Source organism: Arthrobacter sp. CAN_C5 (assembly GCF_017875735.1).
Classification (GTDB): Bacteria; Actinomycetota; Actinomycetes; order Actinomycetales; family Micrococcaceae; genus Arthrobacter_D.
In genome coordinates this window covers 3,065,895-3,083,469 of sequence record NZ_JAGGMZ010000001.1, presented here as the reverse complement: position 1 = coordinate 3,083,469, position 17,575 = coordinate 3,065,895, and the positions used below count along the sequence as shown (strand labels likewise).

Below are 17,575 nucleotides of genomic sequence, written 5' to 3'. Positions count from 1 at the left end.
CCGCCGTCACGCATAGTGCGGCTGGACCGGTGCCCACTATGATTGGGCGCAGGGGACAAGTCCCGCAGCTTTCGCCAGTGATGGCACAGCACCGCTTCGACGATGAGGATTGACGTGTCTAACACCGCCAAATCAGCCCAGTACTCAACGCTCTCGCGCGCCCTCGCCGTCGGCGACGACGAGCCGGACCGCAACCTTGCGCTGGAACTGGTGCGCGTGACCGAAGCCGCAGCGATTGCCGGGGGCCACTGGGTCGGCTACGGGGACAAGCTCAAAGCCGACGGTGCGGCGGTGGACGCCATGCGCTCCCTGCTCTCCACCGTCCACTTCAACGGCGTGGTGGTCATCGGTGAGGGCGAGAAGGATGAAGCCCCGATGCTGTTCAATGGCGAGCGGGTGGGCGACGGCAGCGGACCGGAGTGCGACGTCGCCGTCGACCCGATCGACGGGACCCGGCTGACGGCCCTCGGCATCAACAATGCAATCGCCGTTTTGGCAGTCGCCGAGCGCGGCACCATGTTCGACCCCTCCGCCGTGTTCTACATGGAGAAACTGGTCACCGGGCCCGAGGCCGCCGACATGGTCGACCTGCGCCTGCCTGTCAAACAAAACCTGCACCTGATCGCGAAGGCCAAGGGGAAGTCGGTCAACCAGGTCACCGTCATGATCCTGGACCGCGACCGTCACCGTCCGCTCGTCGACGAGATTCGCGCCGCCGGTGCGCGCACCAAGTTCATCATGGACGGGGACGTGGCCGGGGCCATTGCCGCGGCCCGTGAGGGCACCGACGTCGACGCCCTGATGGGAATCGGCGGCACCCCCGAGGGGATCGTGGCCGCCTGCGCCATCAAGTCCCTCGGCGGCGTCATCCAGGGCCGCCTGTGGCCCACCAGCGACGAGGAAAAGCAGAAGGCGCTCGACGCCGGCCACGACCTCGACCGGGTGATGTCCACCTCCGACCTCGTGACCAGCGACAACTGCTACTTCGCAGCGACCGGCATCACCGATGGCGACCTGGTGCGCGGCGTGCGTTACAACAAGGGCAAGGTCCTCACCCAGTCCATCGTGATGCGTTCCAAGTCCGGAACCATCCGCGTGGTCGATGGCGAGCACCAGGCTCATAAGTGGGAAAGCTACGCCCGCCTGAAGTAGGAGCACTGAGGGAACACGACAGACGTGGCCGGTCCGGGGTAGCACGTGAGGCTGCCCCGTGATCAGCGCTAGGGTTGAGGGCATGACCCTTTCTGTTGTGCAGTGCACCGACGCGTCCCGGTGGGACGCCTCCGTCAACGCCTTGCTTGGGCATCCCCAGCAGCTCTGGGGATGGGGCCAGACCAAGGCCAGCCATGGCTGGAGCGTCGACCGTGTCCTGGTGCAGGACGGCGGCGAACTCGTAGGATCAGCCCAGCTGCTGCTGCGGAAGCTGCCCCTGCCGTTCCGTGCGCTGGCCTACTGCCCGCGCGGACCGCAGACCCTCCCCGGACGGGAAGCGGAGGTGCTGGCCGCGCTGGAGGTCTACGCGCGCCGCGCCCATCGGCCGGTGGCGCTGAGCATCGAGCCGGACTGGGAGGCTGACGCCGCCCCGGCACGCGCCCTCGCTGGTGCGGGCTGGCGCAGCACCAAGAGCACCATCCTGATCGGGCGGACCCTCATTCTCGACCTCACCCTCAGCGAGGATGAACTGCTGGCCGCGATGAGCAAGAAGCACCGGCAGTACATCAGGAAGTCCGGGCGGGAGGACCTCCAGTACCGGGAAGTGACCCGCGCGGAACTTCCCGCCTGCCTCGCGGTCTACCGGCAGACCGCCGAACGTGCCGGGTTCGGCATCCATGAGGACCCCTACTACCTGGACATCTTCGACAACCTGGGAAGCGCGTCGCCCGTCTACGCGGCGTTCCAGGGCGACGACGTCGTGGCGTTCCTCTGGCTCTCGGCCAGCGACCATACCGTGTTCGAACTTTACGGCGGGATGACCGCCGCGGGTGAACACCTCCGCGCCAACTACGCGCTGAAGTGGCTGGCCATCCAGGCGATGAGGGAGCGCGGGGCGGCGCGCTATGACTTCAACGGGCTGCTGAACGACGGTGTCTCCAAGTTCAAAATGGGCTGGGCCAAGCACGAGAACCAGCTCGCCGGCACCTGGGACAAACCCCTCTCACCCCTCTACCCTGTGTATGCCCGGGCGATGCCGCTGGCCCGCGACGGGTTACGCTTCGCGCAGTCCACCGCGGCCAGGGTCAAGGCGACACTGATCTCAGGGATTCCGGGCCGGTCCCAGGCCCGCTGAGTCGGTTCGCTGAATCGGCCCGCTGAATTGACCGTTAGCTGGCGCTGACCTTCCCACCGGCGACCGTCCACCGGGTATCCAGCCGCACGTTCTCGAGCAGCCGGCGATCGTGCGAGACCAGGAGCAGTGCGCCGTCGTAGTGTTCCAGCGCTTCCTCCAGCTGTTCGATGGCCGGTAGGTCCAGATGGTTGGTCGGCTCGTCCAGCACCAGCAGGTTCACCCCGCGGGACTGGAGCAGTGCGAGCGCTGCCCGGGTGCGTTCACCGGGGGACAGGCTGGCCACCGTGCCGCCGACCTGGTCGGCCTTGAGCCCAAACTTCGCGAGGAGGGTCCTGACTTCGGCGCGGTTCAGGCTGGGCACCAGCGCCTCGAAGGCATCGCCGAGCTTCTCGGTCCCCGCAAACACGCCGCGCGCCTGGTCGATCTCGCCGACGGCAACACTCGCTCCCAGGGCCGCACCGCCGTCGTCGGGAACCAGTTGGCCCAGCAGCAAGGCCAGCAGAGTGGATTTCCCGGCACCGTTGGGGCCGGTGATCCCAATCCGGTCTCCGGCGTTGACCTGCAGTGATACCGGCCCGAGGGTGAACCCGCCGCGGCGCACCACCGCGCGGTTCAGGGTCGCCACCACCGAGCTGGAGCGGGGGGCCTGACCGATGCTGAATTGCAGCTGCCACTCCTTGCGCGGTTCGGCCACCTCATCAAGACGGGAAATCCGTGATTCCATCTGGCGGACCTTCTGCGCCTGCTTCTCCGAGGACTCCATGGACGCCCGGCGCCGGATCTTGTCATTGTCCGGACTCTTCTTCATCGCGTTCCGGACACCCTGGGAGCTCCATTCCCGCTGGGTGCGGGCACGGGAGACCAGATCGGCCTTCTTGTCAGCGAACTCCTCGTACGCCTCCCGCGCGTGGCGCCTTGCCACGGCGCGTTCCTCGAGGAACGCGTCATAGCCGCCGTCGTACACGGCGACACTGCCCTGCGCGAGGTCCAGTTCCACCACGGTGGTGATGCAGCGTGCCATAAACTCGCGGTCGTGGGAGACCAGGACGACGCCGCCCCGCAGGCCCCGCACAAACTCCTCCAGGCGGGCCAGTCCCGCCAGATCGAGATCGTTGGTGGGCTCATCCAGCAGGACGATGTCGAATCGGCTCAGCAGCAGTGCGGCCAGCGCCACCCGGGCGGCCTGCCCGCCGGACAGGCCGGTCATCGGCGTATCGAGGCCGAGGGTCAGGCCCAGCTCCGCGAGGACGGGCGGGATGCGTTCGGTGAGGTCCGCCGCGCCGCACGCCATCCAGCGGTCCAGGGCTGCCCCGTAGGCGTCGTTCGCGGCGCTGGTACCGGAGGCCAGCGCGTCGGCGGCGGCCTCCATGGCCGCGGTTGCCGCCGTCGTCCCGGTCCGGCGTCCCAGATAGCCCTCAATGGTTTCGCCGGGCAGTCGGTCGTGCTCCTGCGGCAGCCACCCCACGAAGGCGTCCGTGGGGGTGGTGGTGACCGTGCCGCCCAGGGGAGTGTCTGCCCCGGCGAGGAGCCTGAGCAGCGTGGACTTGCCGGCGCCATTCGCACCGACCACGCCAATGACGTCGCCGGGCGCGATCGTCAGATTCAGGCCGGAGAAGAGGGTGCGGTGGGCGTGTCCTCCGGAGAGGTCCTTTGCCACGAGGGAAGCAGTCACCCGTCCATCTTAGGGAAACCCGGCCAGCACCCCTGACCATCAGCCGTCGTCGGGACGGGGTCCACAGCGCAAAAAAGTGCCGGAGCTGCACGAAAGTGCTGACGCAGCAGCGGTTCTGCGGCTGCAGCACTTTTGCGGGGCAACCGGTCGGGGTGGAGCCTGGCAGGGGTGGGGTTTGGTAGGGGCGGTCCTGTTCAGCCGGGGAGGGTGACGGCGAAGGCCAGGGCGCCGTCGTCGTCGTTGTCGGCGTCCGGACCGGTACCAGAGGCGAGCTTCACCATGACGGGGGCCTCGTTGGCCGGGACGAAGGCACTGGATCCCCGGGGGACCAGGAGGTCACCCCGCGGTGAATCCAGGACGATGCTCCCGGAGACGGCGAGGACCAGCACGGGCCCGTTCTGGGCCAGCGGTACGTCGGAGGACGCCATCGAATCGGAGCCGGTGCGCAGGTCGAGGCGCTGCAGGGCAAACTCCTCGAAGGGCGGGCAGTACACCTCCTGGCCGAGTGGGGTATGGCGGACCTCGACGGCGGGTACCTTCGCCGTCTCGAACCGGACGGTGCGCAGCAGTTCGGGGACGTCAATGTGCTTGGGAGTGAGACCTCCGCGCAGGACGTTGTCTGAGGCTCCCATCACCTCAATTCCGAGGCCGCTGAGGTAGGCGTGAACGTTCCCGGCGGGCAGGTAGATGGCCTGGCCGGGTTGTAGCGACACCCGGTTCAGGAGCAGGGCGACCAGTACCCCGGGGTCGGTGGGGTAGTGCGCCGCGAGGTCTCTGACCGTCGCGGCATCCTTCCCGGGCGCATCGGCGAGGGCGGACGCGACGGCCTCCACCGCCTGCGGGGCGCCGTCGTCGGTGAGGAGGCGGGTGAAGGCGCTGCGCAGCGCCTCTCCCTGATCCGGGTGACGGAGGTCGCTGACGACGTCGGCCAGCAGCGCGGGGATGTCCACTCCGGAGCCCTCGACCACGGTGGCCAGGTGCTCAAACACGCCGGCGGCCTCCGACGCAGGACGGAACCCGCACAGCGCCTCGAAGGGGGTGAGGGCGAAGAGCATCTCCGGCTTGTGGAATCCGTCCCGGTAGTTCCGGTGGGGGGCATCGGCGGGAACCCCGGCGGCGTTCTCGGCCTCAAACCCGGCCGCCGCCTGGTCGCTGCTGGGATGGACCTGGAGTGAGAGGGGGGCGGCCGCGGCGAGCACCTTCAGCAGGAACGGGAGCCGGTCGCCGAAGTGCTCACGGGTTGCTGTTCCCAGGGCACGGTCCGGGTCCGCGGCGATCAGCCGGTCCAGCTCCTCCTGCGTGCCGTCCTCGAGCAGGACCCGCGACGGTGAATCCGGGTGGGCACCAATCCACAACTCCGCCTCCGGTCCACCCGTCGGAACCCGGCCGAGCAGCTCGGCAATTGCCGTTTCGGATCCCCAGGCGTAGGGCCGCAGGGTGTTCTCCAGCAGGTACATGGGTCTCGTTTCGTTAGGCGGGGCTGCATTCCCCATTGTTGTCCAGCAGGGTGCTGAGGGTCGGAATGTCACCGTTGATGGCCAGTTGTTGCAGGTATTCTTCGGTGACCTCGGGGTCGGTGAGCTGCGCAGGAACCATGCCTGGCAATTGCGTGGACTGGAAAACGGTCGTCATGTCCGGGGCGCCGGAAGTCCCCGGCACCGGCAGGTCCGCCGCTGAGGCAGAGACGTCCTCGGCGAGGGTCGCCTGGACCCGGGAATGAATTTCTTCGAAAACGGGATAGGTGACGAAGTTGTCGGCCGCGGTACCGAAGTCGGGTGGGCCGATGGTGAGGCGGCGGGTTTCATGGTTCTTGGCCTTCAGCGCCAGGTCCACGAAGCTCCCCAGCTGGTCCAGGGCGATGTCCGTTTCGACGATCTCGGCCCCGGCACTGGCCAGGTCCTCGAACCGGGTCAGCACGGTCGCTGGATCCAGCTGGGCGATCATCGCCTGCTGCACGCACTGCTGCCGGGCGATCCGGTGATAGTCGGTCACGAATTCCCGTGACCTGGCGTACCAGAGGGCCTGATACCCGTCGAGGGTCTGCACCCCGGGGGCGATCCACCCGGAGGGCGGGTAGTGCCGGATCGGGTTGGTGCCCGGAATCTCGGCGGAGGTAATGGGAACCCAGCCCCCGGCGTCAATGGTGATCCCGCCCATGGCGTCGATCACCTGTGAAAAGCCCTCCATGTCCACCAGAATGTAGGCCTGAACCTCAATGCCCAGAACCCCGCCGGCGGCGTCCATCATGGCTTCGGCGCCCGGGTCGTCGGAATCGGGATACAAGTCTGGGTGCTGCTGGGCGACCACCGGGTAGAGGCTGTTGATGATGCATTCGTCCCCGCAGTTGTACCCGTCCGGGTAGATCTGCCACAGCGGGGAGTCCTCGGTGAACGGGGCGTTCTGCAGGTTGCGGGGAATGCTGAAGGTGACGGCGGCGCCGGTGGAAGCGTCAACGCTGATCACCGAGATGCTGTCCGGCCGGCGGCCGGTGCGGTCCTCGCCGGCGTCGCCGCCCATCAGGAGGAAGTTGTAGCGGCCATCCACTGGGTCGAACGCGGGACCGGTCTGGAAGATAGAACCGAAGGTGCCGCGACTGACGTTGAGCAGGTAGGCACCGTAGGCGAGGGAGCCGCTGGTGACCACCATCAGGGCTACCAGCGATCCGGCCACCAGTGGACGCATCGATCGCTCCAGCAGGGGAGGCCTGATGATCCGCAGCGTGTTCAGGAACAGAATCGCCCAGGACACCGCCAGTGCCAGCAGGACGATGATCAGCACCAGCGACCACCACTGGTGGGTCACCACGCTCACCAGTACGGTGCGGTTGGTCGCGGCGACGACGATTCCTGCCACCACAGCCAGCCAGACAAAGAAGGTCACCACCAGGGCGCGCCGGCCCAGAGAGCGGTCGCCGGCAACGATCTGAGCGGAACCCGGCAACACCAGGGTCAGGAGGAGCAGGACGAACGCGCGTTTGGTGCGGACCCTGGGCGGGGCGGACTGGGGGTAGCGGACCGGGTCGGTCAGCTGCCAGTGACCCTCGGAGCCGGGGTGCTGGCTCATACGCCGCTGCCCTCCGGGGTCGCCGCCCGGGCGCGGAGCGCGGCCCCTTTGTCAACGGCGCTCTGCCGCAGATCGGAAGCGAAGACGACGAGCTCGCCACGGAGGCGGTCGGCCAGGTCCCCTTCGCCGGCCGCGAGGATCCGCACGGCGAGAAGCCCCGCGTTGCGGGCACCACCGATCGATACCGTCGCCACCGGAACCCCTGCGGGCATCTGCACGATCGACAGCAGCGAGTCCATCCCGTCAAGGAACTTCAACGGCACAGGGACACCAATCACGGGCAGAGGGGTGACCGACGCCAGCATCCCCGGCAGGTGGGCGGCGCCACCTGCACCAGCGATGACGACCCGAATCCCGCGCTCGTGGGCACCCTGCCCGTACGCGATCATCTCCGTGGGCATCCGGTGCGCGGACACCACGTCGACCTCGTAGGGAACCGAAAACTCGGTCAGGGCCTGCGCGGCGGCTTCCATGACCGGCCAGTCCGAATCGGAGCCCATCACCAGGCCCACCAGGGGGTTGTTCATGTGTTTTCCTTCCGCATTGCTGGACCGTCCTGCCCATCCCTGAGGATGGCTGCGGTCCGCTCCGCCCGGTCCCGGACGGTGGAGAGGCTTTCGCCGGCCAGTGCCACGGCATTGACGTGGCCGATCTTGCGACCCGGCCGGACATCCTTGCCGTAGGCATGGATTTTCGCGGCGGGTTCTGCCGCCAGTGCTACCGGGTAGGCACTATAGAGGTCAACGTTGCTGCCGCCCAGATAGTTCTTCATCACTGTCACCTCGCCCAGCGTCGCGGTGCTTCCCAGTGGCAGGTCCAGGACCGCCCGAAGATGCTGCTCGAACTGGCCGGTGACCGCACCGTCCATGGTCCAGTGGCCCGAGTTGTGGGGCCGCATGGCCAGTTCATTGACCATGAACCCTGCCTCGGTTCCGGGGGTCTGGAACAGCTCGACCGCCATCACCCCGGTCACCCCCAGCTCGTCGGCGATTCGCAGCGCAGCGGAACCAATCGTCGTCGCAAGGTCGGCGGGAAGGTCGGCAGCGGGCGCGATCACCTCGTCGCAGACGCCATCCACCTGGATCGAGTGCACCACGGGCCAGGCCCGGGACGAACCCGACGGGGTGCGGGCCACCAGGGCGGACAGTTCGCGGCTGAAGTCCACCTTGGCTTCGGCCAGCAGAGTGCCGCCCGTGAACCAGGAAGCTGCGCGGGAGGTGTCGGCAGGTGAGTCGAGGATCATGACGCCCTTGCCGTCGTAGCCGCCGCGCGGGGTCTTCAGGACCACCGGCCAGCCAATCCGGTCGCCGAACGCGCACAGTTCCGTCACCGAGGACACCTCGTCCCACTCCGGGTTGGGCAGGCCCAGCCGGTCGATGGCACGGCGCATCACGATTTTGTCCTGGGCGTGGGCGAGGGCGGACGACGGCGGCTGTACGTTCACGCCGTCGGCCTCCAGTGCCCGGAGCAGCTCCCCGGGGACGTGCTCGTGGTCGAAGGTCAGCACATCCACGCCGACGGCGAACGCTCTCAGCTCCTCGAGGCTGCGGTAGTCGCCCACCGTGGAGGAGGCGACGGCTGCCACCGCCGACACGTCGGGGCCTTCGGCCAGAACGTGCAGGGTGAAGCCGAGCTGGACTGCGGCAGGGGCCATCATGCGCGCCAGCTGGCCGCCGCCAACCACGCCGATTACAGGAAAAGTCACGTACTCAGGGTACCCACTGCCGGGCGCGGTACTGGCACGCTGGGCCCAGGTGGGGTGGGTTTCTAGGAAACTCCCATCCTTGGCAGCTAAAATGTTTCATTGGCCGTTGTGCATGCAGCATGGTGGTACCACCCCCTACGATTGCACGTCCGCGATCATGGGTTAACCAGCATGCAACCGGACCGCGGAGGGTCATGTTTTCCACAGTGGCAGAGCGCATCAGGGGCCTCGCGTCCCTGTTTTGGCGAGAGGTTGCCAAGTTTGGCGCCGTCGGCGGTGTGGCTTTTGTCATCGACAACGGCCTGTTCTGGTATCTGATCCACGGCCCCATGTCCGACAGTGAGGTCAAGGCTCGCTTCGTGTCAGCATCGGTGGCCACCGTTTTCGCCTGGATCGCGAACCGCTACTGGACCTTCCGGCGCCGTCGGCAGCCCAACCCGATGCGCGAACTGACCATGTTCGTGTTCATCAACCTGATCGGCATGGGGATCGCTGCCGGCTGTGTGTGGATCGCCAAGTACCCGATGGACATCACCGACCGCCCAACCCTGTTCTTCGCCGGCATTGTGGGGACAGTCCTCGCCACTATCCTCCGGTTCGTCGCCTACCGGTTCTGGGTGTTCAACGTGGAGCTCGATGAGGATCCGGCATTCAGCCACGACCGGGAACTATTCGGACAGCCAGGTGACAGGGCAGAGGAAGGACCGGTAAACGCGACAGCCGGCGCCGGATCAGGACCGGCAATTGTCGACAGCCTGAACGCGGAACCCCGCGAACCTACGCTCCCACGCGATCAGTAACCCGTTCGCTCGCCAGCAGGTCAGCGGACAGGTCAACAGTGGAGTGCACCACGATCAGCGTGCCGCCGGTGGTCCAGCAGTGCACGGCCGCAGCCAGAGTCGTCTCAAGGGGCAGCTCGGCCGGGACCAGGAGCACTCCGCCCGGAGTCCAGTCGCAGGCCTCAGCCCGATCGAAAAGCACCGCCATGCTCAAGTCCCCATCGGTGAGTTCCATCGCGGTCTGGTCCTCGATCGCTGGAGGAAGGTCGAGGAACTCATCCCCGTAGCCCCGTACCTCCGCCGCATAGTCAACGGCACCGGCGGGAATGGTTCCGGGGTACTTCAGGTCGAGGGCGCCCAGCGCCACCAGCACCAGCAGTTGGGCGGGCGAGTTCACCGCTACCGTGTCATCGGAGCTGACCACGATGTCCGCGGCGGGGTCGGCCGTGACCGGGCTGGCGGCCGGAACCGCACCCACCTGCCAGCAGGCCAGAGCCCACACCAGGGTCTTCCAGTGGCCCGGCAGCAACAGGCTGACCCGTGTCCCGGGTTCGGCGTCGAGTTCCTCGACCAGCAGGTTGGAGGTCTTCGCCACCCAGTTGTCCAGCACCCGGCCGGAGAGCTCAATGCGCTCACTGTTGGGGCCGTACCAGATCAGCCGGGGAGCCGAGGGGTTGACCGTGCGGAGCTGCTGCATGAGGTGGGGGACTGCCGTGGATGCTGTCATGGCGGGTTGACGCCTTCCTGGTGCCTGGGTGCGAATAATTTTTTTGGCGGAGCAACCCCCGAACGCGGATTTGCCAGTGTCACAGGGGACACGCCGCAGCCGAAGTGACAAACTCTCAGCGTGGCGTGAACGGGTTCCCGGGAAATAACTCTATAAGATTCCTCCCGGCGCTTGACTGAACACGTATTACACACGTGTAATTAGGTAACGGAAAGTTCCAGCACATCGGATACTTGGGCCGCACAGTCTCTCGCAAAACACCTTTTGCTCAGTAGTCGTGCCTGAATCCACCACAGTAGCTGCTGGAACGGCAACACCGGGAGGGCTGACATGGGACAGGCAGAAAAGGTCCACAACCGTACGACCATTGAGGCACAGGCTTCGGCGCGCTACGGCTCACGTGGCGTCCCCAGCGACTGGTTTGTCGACCCGGCAGACCCTGAGGCAGCAGAGCGGTACCGGCAGAGCACCGCAAGTTCACTTGAGGACCAGGCGACCGCCTTCCTGACTGCTCACGAAGATCTGACCGCTCACGGAGAGCTGGCGGACCCCGAGGGCGAGTCACCCTCGGCGCTCGTGGCGCCGCAGCGCTTCACCCCCAGTGAGGCCCCCGGGCCGAGCCGGCAGACAGCTGAGCGGAGCGATCAGGCCGTCTGGATCGGTCTCCCCGGTATCGGCCAGGATTTCGATGACGAGGGCGAGTTGGGCTGGCAGGCCGATTCGCTGTGCGCGCAGACCGACCCCGAGGCGTTCTTCCCCGAGAAGGGCGGGTCCACCCGGGACGCCAAAAAGGTCTGCGGCGCCTGCAACGTCCGCTCGCAGTGCCTTGAGTATGCGTTGGCCAACGATGAGCGCTTCGGTATCTGGGGTGGGCTTTCCGAGCGCGAGCGTCGTCGGCTACGAAAGCGAGCGGTCTGATTCTGCAGCACCCCCGCGTCACGGCCGTAGTGGTTGCCCACAACGGTTCAGCATTTCTTTCGGCCACCCTCGCGGCTCTGGGAGCGCAGGAGTACCCGGCCGATTTTGTGATTGGCGTCGACGCCGGGTCAACTGATGACTCGGCGTCCATTTTGCAGTTGGAATTGCCGGTCGGGTCCCCCGTGGTGGGGGCGCCGTCCCGCGCGGGCTTCGGAGCGGCGGTGCGGGTGGGTCTGGCCGAGATGCCGCAACGCCGCCCACCGGTTGACGGTCCGGATGCTGGCCACGAATGGCTGTGGCTTCTCCACGACGATTCGGCCCCCGAACCCCGGGCGCTGGAGGAGTTGCTCCTCGCCGTCGAACGCGCCCCCTCGGTCACCGTCGCTGGTTCCAAGCAGGTTCAGTGGGGCAACCGGCGGAAACTGGTCGACGTCGGGCTGTCCATCAGCCGGTGGGCTGAACGTCTGACGCTGATCGACGTCGACGAACTCGACCAGGGCCAGTACGACTCGCGGAGCGACGTGTTCGCCGTCAATTCCGCTGGCATGCTGATCCGGAGGGACATCTGGGACCTTCTGGAGGGGTTCGATCCGGCATTACCCGGCACCGGCGACGACGTCGACTTCTGCTGGCGGAACCGGCTCGCCGGACACCGCGTCGTGGTGGTCCCGAGCGCGGTCATCTGTCACGCCACCTCCCGCACCCACCCCACCGTGGCTGACCGTGCAGCCCGCAAGGCGGAGGTCTACCTGCGGTTAAAGCACTCGACCCTGTGGAAGCTCCCCTTCCTGGCGGTCGGGGCGATCATTGGCGGATTCGGCCGCCTGGTGCTGGGGCTCCTGGCCAAGGACCCCGGCTACGGGTTCAGCCAACTCTTCGCCAGCGTCTCAGCAGTCCTGCGTCCCGTTGACCTGCTGCGGTCCCGCCGCCGCGCCACCCGCACGAGGAAGCTCCCGCGCAGCACGGTCCGTGCGCTCCGTACCTCCCGCCGCGAAGTCTGGTCGCACCGCCGGTCGGTGATGGATGCCTTCTCGGCGAAGGGACACCTCAGCGAAGCCGAGATTGCCGACCAGCAGAGCGCCTACATTCCCTCCGGCGACGCCGTTGAAGACTTCAGTTCCCTGGCCGCACCATCGCGCACCTGGGTCGGCGTGGGCGCCATCGTGGCCGCCGTCGTCCTGACGGCCGTGTCCCTCGTGGGCCTCTTCCGGCTTATCGGTGCACCCGCGCTGGCTGGGGGAGCCCTGCTGCCGGTCTCCGCGTCGATGGCGGATATCTGGAGCAACGCGTCCACCTGGTGGATTCCCCTGGGGTCAGGAATGGCCGGGCATGGCGATCCCTTCGGATATGTCCTGTGGCTGCTCGCCGCCCTGGGGTTCGGCAACGGCAACGTCGCCCTGCTCATCCTGGTACTGCTGGCGCTCCCGCTGGCAGGACTCTCCGCCTGGTTCGCCGCCGGAGCACTGACCCGGAGCCGAAAACTGCGCTTGTGGGCAGCTTTCTTCTGGGCAGCCGTCCCGGCGCTGCAGGTGGCCCTGGGCAGTGGACGCCTTGGTGCGCTGCTGGTGCACCTGCTGCTGCCGCTGGCGGGACTGGCACTGATCCGCGCAGTGGGCGGGGCACGCGCACCGCGGCCGGGAGCCCACCCGCAGGCGTCCGGTGTGGCTCAGGCGACGTCGAGCCCGTACGCCTCCCAGTTTGACGACGACGACGCCTACGCCCGCCGGCGCCCGGTCGAAGTGATGCTGAAGCCGGGCATCAGCGGGATTCCCAGCTGGACCGCCGCCGCGACCGCCGGCCTCCTCCTGGCAGCGATCACGGCGGCGGCGCCGTCCCTGCTACCCCTGACCGTGGTGGGAATTCTCACCGCAGCCTTCCTGCTCCGCCGCCGCGCCAAGACCCTGTGGTGGTCCCTGCTGCCCCCGCTCGCCCTCTTCGTTCCCTTCATCGGCTCAACAGCTGACCAACTCCGCGCCGTGCTGGCCGATCCCGGCGTCCCCGTCCAGTTTGAAGCTGCCGCGCTGTGGCAGCAGCTACTCGGCTACCCGGTGGCCTTCGAACCGACGGCCACGCTCGCGGCCCTGCCGTTCCTCCCCGAGGGGCCGTGGGCGCTGGCCGCTGCCCTGCTGGTCGGCGGTCCACCCCTCCTGCTCGCTGCCGCGGCGCTGTTCCTGCCCGGCCGCGGCACCGTCCTGGCCCGTGGGTTCTGGCTCCTCGGCCTGTCCGCCCTGCTGCTCTCCACTGCCCTGTCATTTGTTGCCGTCTCGGTGGGGTCCTCAGCGCTGATTACCCCATTCACCGGACCGCTGGTCTCGGTGCTGGTGCTGTCCATGGCGGGAGCGGCCCTCATCGGAGCTGACAAGGGCCTCACCGCGCACCAGACCCGAACCGCACGCACGGCGCGTACGGACGCCTCCGCTCCACGCCGCCGCACCGGGCCCGCACTGGTTGCTGCAGCCGTGGTGCTGGGAATCGGGCCGGCGGTCAGTCTTGGCCTGTGGGTCATCCCGACGCCAGCTGATCCCGCAACCGTCACGCTGTCCGGCGATACCCTGACCACCGACACCCTGACCACCGACGGCCTGATCACCGACAGCACGTCGTCGACGGCGAGCACCGGTACCCGGTTCGGGGCTGACCTTCTCCTCGCGCCCAGCGCCGAGCGCACCCTTCCCGCAACAGCCGCTGACCGTGGGAACAGCCCCGAGCGCATCAAGTCCCTGGTGCTCACCGTGGACGGCAGCAACAACGTCAGTGCCGCGCTGATGCGCAGTAGTGGGACCACCCTTGACCAGCTCTCGCAGATTTACTCGGCCCGTGGCCTTTACGGCCCGCTGGGATCGGCCCAGCTGCGCGCGGACGACGAAGCGACCGCCGCCATCCGGAGCACCGTCGCCGTGATCGTGGCCGGTACCGGCTACGATCCCCGGGAGGAACTGAATCAGCTGGGCGTCGGATTCATTGTGCTTCAACAATCGGATTCAGCCGCCGAGGTACTCGCCGGACAGATTGACGCCGTGCCGGGCCTGGTCGCGGTGGGTAACACCACCTCGGGATGGCTGTGGAGGGTGGCGCCCATGACGGGTCCGGATGGCGCTGCCACGACGGCCGACAGCACCAGCCTGGAGAGCACCGCCGGAGCACGGGTGCGCATCGTCGACGCCGGAGGAAGCACCGTCGAGGCAGTCACCTCAGGGCCCAGCACCGTCTCGACGGTCATCCCGGCGGGCGATGCGCAGCGGTCCCTGGTGCTGGCGGAGCGCTCCGACGCCGGCTGGCGGGCCACCCTCGACGGAGTCGCGCTGACCCCGCGGACCACAGCCTGGTCCCAGGAGTTTGAGCTGCCCGCCGACGGCGGCCGGCTGGAGGTCAGCTATGTCACGGCGTGGGAACCCTGGGCAGGCATCGGGTCCGCGGTCATCATCGGCCTGACCGTCCTGCTGGCCATTCCGATGCCGTCACGCCCGCGCTTCGTCAGGGCCCACCCGGGCCGGCGCGGGCAGCCGGCCACCGTGGTGCCGCAGCCGGTAGGGGCTGACGCGTTCGTCTCCGACGGACAGCCCGCCGAATCCATGGGCGAGCAGCCAGTCGACGACACACCAATTCTCACCGGCCAGGGGCGACCATGACCGAACCGGGTGCACACCACCATGACCCTGCCAGTGCTGTGAACCGTCCGGCGACGGCTGACGCCGCAGACGTGACGGGAGCCGGCTCAGCGCCAGCCACCCGGCCACGATCCAGGCGGCGACGCCCGGACGCATTACGCCGGGGAACGGGGATCGGTGCATCAGTGATCCTTCTCGGTGCGTGCGGCGCCCTGGTGGTCGGGATCTCCGGGTTGGAGCTCACCGGCGCCGCAGCCCAGTTCCCTATCCCCGTCGCCGAGGTACCCGCGGGGGAGTACACCGGGATCTGCCCCGGCCCACCTCGCCTGATCGCCAGCGGCACCGCCCTCACCGACCCGGAGTTCAGCCCGGAGTCCGAAACCGCCAGCAGCGCGGTCAGCGCCCTGGTGCTGAGCAGCCTCGGGTCGGTCCTGCCCGGCAGTGACCTGACAGCACTCGGCGCGCGGGATCCTCTCGCCACCATTGCCAGCAGCGAATCCGGCGAGGATCCGGTCCCCGAATCGGTCACGGATGAGGATGGGCTGACAAACCGGACGGCCGGGGTGCTCGCAGACCAGCCAGTCGACGAGATGAGCGTCTTTTCCGCCCAGCCCGTGGGCAACCTCCCCGCCACCGCCGGCGCAGTAATCAGCTACCGCGCCACCGACGGCGACCTGGGAGGGCTCGCCCTGGCCCACTGCACCCCTCCCCGCAGCGACTTTTGGATCGTCGGCGCGTCCACCACGGTGGGGGCCACGGCCGTACTCACCCTGTCCAATCCGTCCGGCACCCCCGCAACGGTCGATCTCGAGCTCTACGGGGCAGCGGGGCCGATCGAGGCCGGCGGCAGCAGGGGTTTACTGATCGCGCCCGGAGCCACCGAGTCAATCGTGCTCGCCGGCCTGGCCACGAACCAGGACCAACTGGCCGTCCGCGTTCTGAGCGACGGCGGGAGGGTGACCGGACACATCCAGCAGAGCCTGCTCCGTGAGCTCACTCCCGGCGGGGTGGAGCTGCTTCAGCCCGCTGCACCCGCTGCCAGCACCCAGGTGATCTCGGGGGTGCGGGTCCAGGACGAGGACATCACCGACGAAATCACCGATCAGGACGGCTACGAAACTGCCACCCCTGGCCTGCAGGTAGTGGTGCCGGGCAGCACCGACGCCGTCGTGAACGTCAGGGTCTACGGGGCCAGCGGCGAGGTGGAACTTCCCGACGGCGGCGTCGCCACCGCCGCGGCGGGCACCGTGACCAGCGTGGCCCTGGACAGCCTCCCGGCGGGCGACTACACCATCGAGGTCACGGCCGATGTGCTCATATCCGCGACAGCACGGGTCAGCCGCGGCACCGAAGCTGAGGAACCGGTCGACTTCGGGTTCGCTCCGTCGGGAACCCGGCTCGGCAGCACCCAGGTAGCGGTGTTCCCAGCGGGCTCCCGTGCCGCCCTGACCTTCGGCGCCCCCACTGGCCGGTCGGAAGTGCAGCTCACTCCCGTTGATGAGGACGGAATACTGCTGGAGGAACAGACGGTCAGTATCGCCGGGGGCACCACCGTCACGGTGGCGGCAGCCGACCTCGGCGACGACGTCGTGGCGGTCCTCATCGCGGCCTCAGGCGACCCGGTGTACGGGGCGCAGGTGCACCAGATCGACAGCGAGCCGGGTATCTCGGTGACGCCCCTCCCACCCGGCAGCGGCGGTCAACCCAACGTTGCGGTCAATCTGGGGTACTAAGCGGCTCCGTGAAGGTCAGGCCTTGGACCGTCCGTAGGCAGGATCGACAGCTTCGGGCGTCATCCCCAACAGTTCGGCGGTCTGTTCAACCACCACATCGTGGACCAGCTCATTGGGAGGGATGAAGCCTCCCGCGGCGAGTTCCACCGGATGGCGGTACACAATGATGGTGGGGGGCCGGTTCGCGGCCCCGGGGATCGATGTGCCGAGCAGCCCGCGAAGCGAGTGGGCGGACATTGACTCAAGATTCGCGGGAATATCCTGCACCACCATCTGCAGGTCGAGGATCCGTTCACCCCAGAGCCGTTCCAGCCGCTGGGCCGATTCCATCACCCACTCATCGAACCGCTCGGCCCGGCTTCTGGCGCCGGGAAGGTGCGGCGGGATCAACTGCCCGCGCAAGCCGCGGCCATGGCGGTTACGGCGACGGCGGCTGAAACCCGGGCCGGAGGGTCGCGGCCGCGCGGCGTCGTCAGGGTCGTCCAGTCGCACCGAGAATGTAGAACTGTCCCGCATGTAATGACTGTAAACCCATTGGCCCCCAATGCAAGGGCCGGGGGCTCAGACGGCGCGCGGGCCCGCCCCGGGATCCCCGCCACCCTGGGGTTGAGCCGGTAGGCTCAACAGTCGTGGGATCCCTTCGAACTTGTTCACGCTCAGCCTGCCAGCACGCCGCAGTCGCAACGCTCACCTTCGTGTATGCCGATTCCACCGCGGTGCTGGGCCCGCTGGCCACCTACGCGGAACCGCATTGTTACGACTTATGCGCCACCCACGCCGAGACCCTCACCGTGCCACGGGGCTGGGAAGTAGTCCGGCTGGCGCTGCCTTCGGCCCGTGCCGAGCCCCACCCCGACGACCTGCTGGCACTCGTGGACGCGGTCCGTGAAGCTGCCACCGACCGGAGCCCCGAGACGGGTCCCGCCGTACGGGGCAGCAAGGGGGCACTTGAACCGCCTGCTAACGTCAGCAGCGTCCGGCGCGGTCACCTGCGGATCCTCCGGGAACAGTAGCTGGGCGGTTCAGCCAGGCAAGCCCCTCCCACTGTTCCCCGTGCGGGTTTCGCGCGCACGTTATCGGTGC

14 protein-coding genes are annotated in these 17,575 nt (G+C 67.9%); 7 read left to right on the top strand and 7 right to left on the bottom strand.

Annotated features, from left to right (window positions below; translation table 11 throughout):
- The first annotated feature begins 114 nt into the window (after positions 1-114).
- Both glpX and H4V95_RS14360 read left to right on the top strand, forming a co-directional pair.
- Positions 115-1,152 carry a class II fructose-bisphosphatase gene (glpX, locus tag H4V95_RS14365; RefSeq protein ID WP_312884050.1) on the top strand — a complete coding sequence of 346 codons (1,038 nt, stop codon included), beginning with the start codon at positions 115-117 and terminating at the stop codon, positions 1,150-1,152.
- 82 nt (positions 1,153-1,234) lie between these two features.
- Positions 1,235-2,287, top strand: a complete 1,053-nt coding sequence (locus H4V95_RS14360) for a peptidoglycan bridge formation glycyltransferase FemA/FemB family protein (RefSeq protein WP_209730917.1) — start codon at positions 1,235-1,237, stop codon at positions 2,285-2,287.
- Positions 2,288-2,321: 34 nt separating this feature from the next.
- Here the strand turns inward: H4V95_RS14360 and H4V95_RS14355 are convergent, their stop codons facing one another.
- The 5 genes from H4V95_RS14355 to H4V95_RS14335 all read right to left on the bottom strand — a co-directional run bounded on the left by H4V95_RS14355 (position 2,322) and on the right by H4V95_RS14335 (position 8,727).
- Positions 2,322-3,959, bottom strand: coding sequence for an ABC-F family ATP-binding cassette domain-containing protein (locus H4V95_RS14355; protein ID WP_209730916.1), 1,638 nt, complete (start codon positions 3,957-3,959; stop codon positions 2,322-2,324).
- A 194-nt stretch (positions 3,960-4,153) separates the two neighbouring features.
- Entirely contained in the window at positions 4,154-5,416 is a 1,263-nt protein-coding gene (gene manA, locus H4V95_RS14350) for a mannose-6-phosphate isomerase, class I (RefSeq protein ID WP_196867763.1), read from the bottom strand.
- A gap of 13 nt (positions 5,417-5,429) precedes the next feature.
- Positions 5,430-7,022, bottom strand: coding sequence for an LCP family protein (locus tag H4V95_RS14345; protein ID WP_196867762.1), 1,593 nt, complete (start codon positions 7,020-7,022; stop codon positions 5,430-5,432).
- Positions 7,019-7,549, bottom strand: coding sequence for a 5-(carboxyamino)imidazole ribonucleotide mutase (gene purE / locus H4V95_RS14340; protein WP_196867761.1), 531 nt, complete (start codon positions 7,547-7,549; stop codon positions 7,019-7,021). Before purE ends, H4V95_RS14345 begins: the two co-directional genes overlap by 4 nt.
- Positions 7,546-8,727, bottom strand: coding sequence for a 5-(carboxyamino)imidazole ribonucleotide synthase (locus H4V95_RS14335; protein ID WP_209730915.1), 1,182 nt, complete (start codon positions 8,725-8,727; stop codon positions 7,546-7,548). Before H4V95_RS14335 ends, purE begins: the two co-directional genes overlap by 4 nt.
- Positions 8,728-8,921: 194 nt before the next feature.
- Between H4V95_RS14335 and H4V95_RS14330 the strand changes: the two genes are divergently transcribed.
- On the top strand, positions 8,922-9,527 hold the full coding sequence (locus H4V95_RS14330) for a GtrA family protein (RefSeq protein ID WP_196867759.1): 606 nt from the start codon (positions 8,922-8,924) through the stop codon (positions 9,525-9,527).
- On the opposite strand, the gene H4V95_RS14325 is transcribed toward H4V95_RS14330, so the two are convergent.
- The gene (locus H4V95_RS14325; protein ID WP_209730914.1) at positions 9,505-10,233 is read right to left on the bottom strand and encodes a TIGR03089 family protein; all 729 of its coding nucleotides are present in this window, start codon (positions 10,231-10,233) and stop codon (positions 9,505-9,507) included. The two genes, H4V95_RS14330 and H4V95_RS14325, sit on opposite strands and share 23 nt — an antisense overlap.
- Positions 10,234-10,563: 330 nt before the next feature.
- Here H4V95_RS14325 and H4V95_RS18465 point away from each other — a divergent pair, with 330 nt between their 5' ends.
- The 3 genes from H4V95_RS18465 to H4V95_RS14310 are packed head-to-tail and all read left to right on the top strand — an operon-like array spanning position 10,564 to position 16,492.
- Positions 10,564-11,151 carry a WhiB family transcriptional regulator gene (locus tag H4V95_RS18465; protein WP_245345720.1) on the top strand — a complete coding sequence of 196 codons (588 nt, stop codon included), beginning with the start codon at positions 10,564-10,566 and terminating at the stop codon, positions 11,149-11,151.
- A gap of 29 nt (positions 11,152-11,180) precedes the next feature.
- Complete coding sequence (locus tag H4V95_RS14315) at positions 11,181-14,780, top strand: glycosyltransferase (RefSeq protein WP_395939842.1); 3,600 nt, start codon at positions 11,181-11,183, stop codon at positions 14,778-14,780.
- A complete protein-coding gene (locus H4V95_RS14310; RefSeq protein WP_245345719.1) occupies positions 14,777-16,492 on the top strand; it encodes a DUF5719 family protein in 1,716 nt (571 codons plus the stop codon). The genes H4V95_RS14315 and H4V95_RS14310 overlap by 4 nt, the downstream gene beginning before the upstream one ends.
- Positions 16,493-16,507: 15 nt before the next feature.
- Here H4V95_RS14310 and H4V95_RS14305 read toward each other — a convergent pair whose 3' ends face one another.
- Positions 16,508-17,008, bottom strand: coding sequence for a metallopeptidase family protein (locus H4V95_RS14305; RefSeq protein ID WP_196867757.1), 501 nt, complete (start codon positions 17,006-17,008; stop codon positions 16,508-16,510).
- 113 nt (positions 17,009-17,121) lie between these two features.
- On the opposite strand from H4V95_RS14305, the gene H4V95_RS14300 reads away from it, so the two are divergent.
- Positions 17,122-17,505 carry a DUF3499 domain-containing protein gene (locus tag H4V95_RS14300; protein WP_209730913.1) on the top strand — a complete coding sequence of 128 codons (384 nt, stop codon included), beginning with the start codon at positions 17,122-17,124 and terminating at the stop codon, positions 17,503-17,505.
- Positions 17,506-17,575 lie beyond the last annotated feature (70 nt).

Bases quoted from the DNA above. Each gene is read 5' to 3' on its own strand.
- H4V95_RS14330 (WP_196867759.1), top strand. From the start codon at position 8,922: ATGTTTTCCACAGTGGCAGAGCGCATCAGGGGCCTCGCGTCCCTGTTT.
- H4V95_RS18465 (WP_245345720.1), top strand. From the start codon at position 10,564: ATGGGACAGGCAGAAAAGGTCCACAACCGTACGACCATTGAGGCACAG.
- H4V95_RS14310 (WP_245345719.1), top strand. From the start codon at position 14,777: ATGACCGAACCGGGTGCACACCACCATGACCCTGCCAGTGCTGTGAAC.
- H4V95_RS14325 (WP_209730914.1), bottom strand. From the start codon at position 10,233: ATGACAGCATCCACGGCAGTCCCCCACCTCATGCAGCAGCTCCGCACG.
- purE (WP_196867761.1), bottom strand. From the start codon at position 7,549: ATGAACAACCCCCTGGTGGGCCTGGTGATGGGCTCCGATTCGGACTGG.
- H4V95_RS14360 (WP_209730917.1), top strand. From the start codon at position 1,235: ATGACCCTTTCTGTTGTGCAGTGCACCGACGCGTCCCGGTGGGACGCC.
- H4V95_RS14305 (WP_196867757.1), bottom strand. From the start codon at position 17,008: ATGCGGGACAGTTCTACATTCTCGGTGCGACTGGACGACCCTGACGAC.
- manA (WP_196867763.1), bottom strand. From the start codon at position 5,416: ATGTACCTGCTGGAGAACACCCTGCGGCCCTACGCCTGGGGATCCGAA.
- H4V95_RS14345 (WP_196867762.1), bottom strand. From the start codon at position 7,022: ATGAGCCAGCACCCCGGCTCCGAGGGTCACTGGCAGCTGACCGACCCG.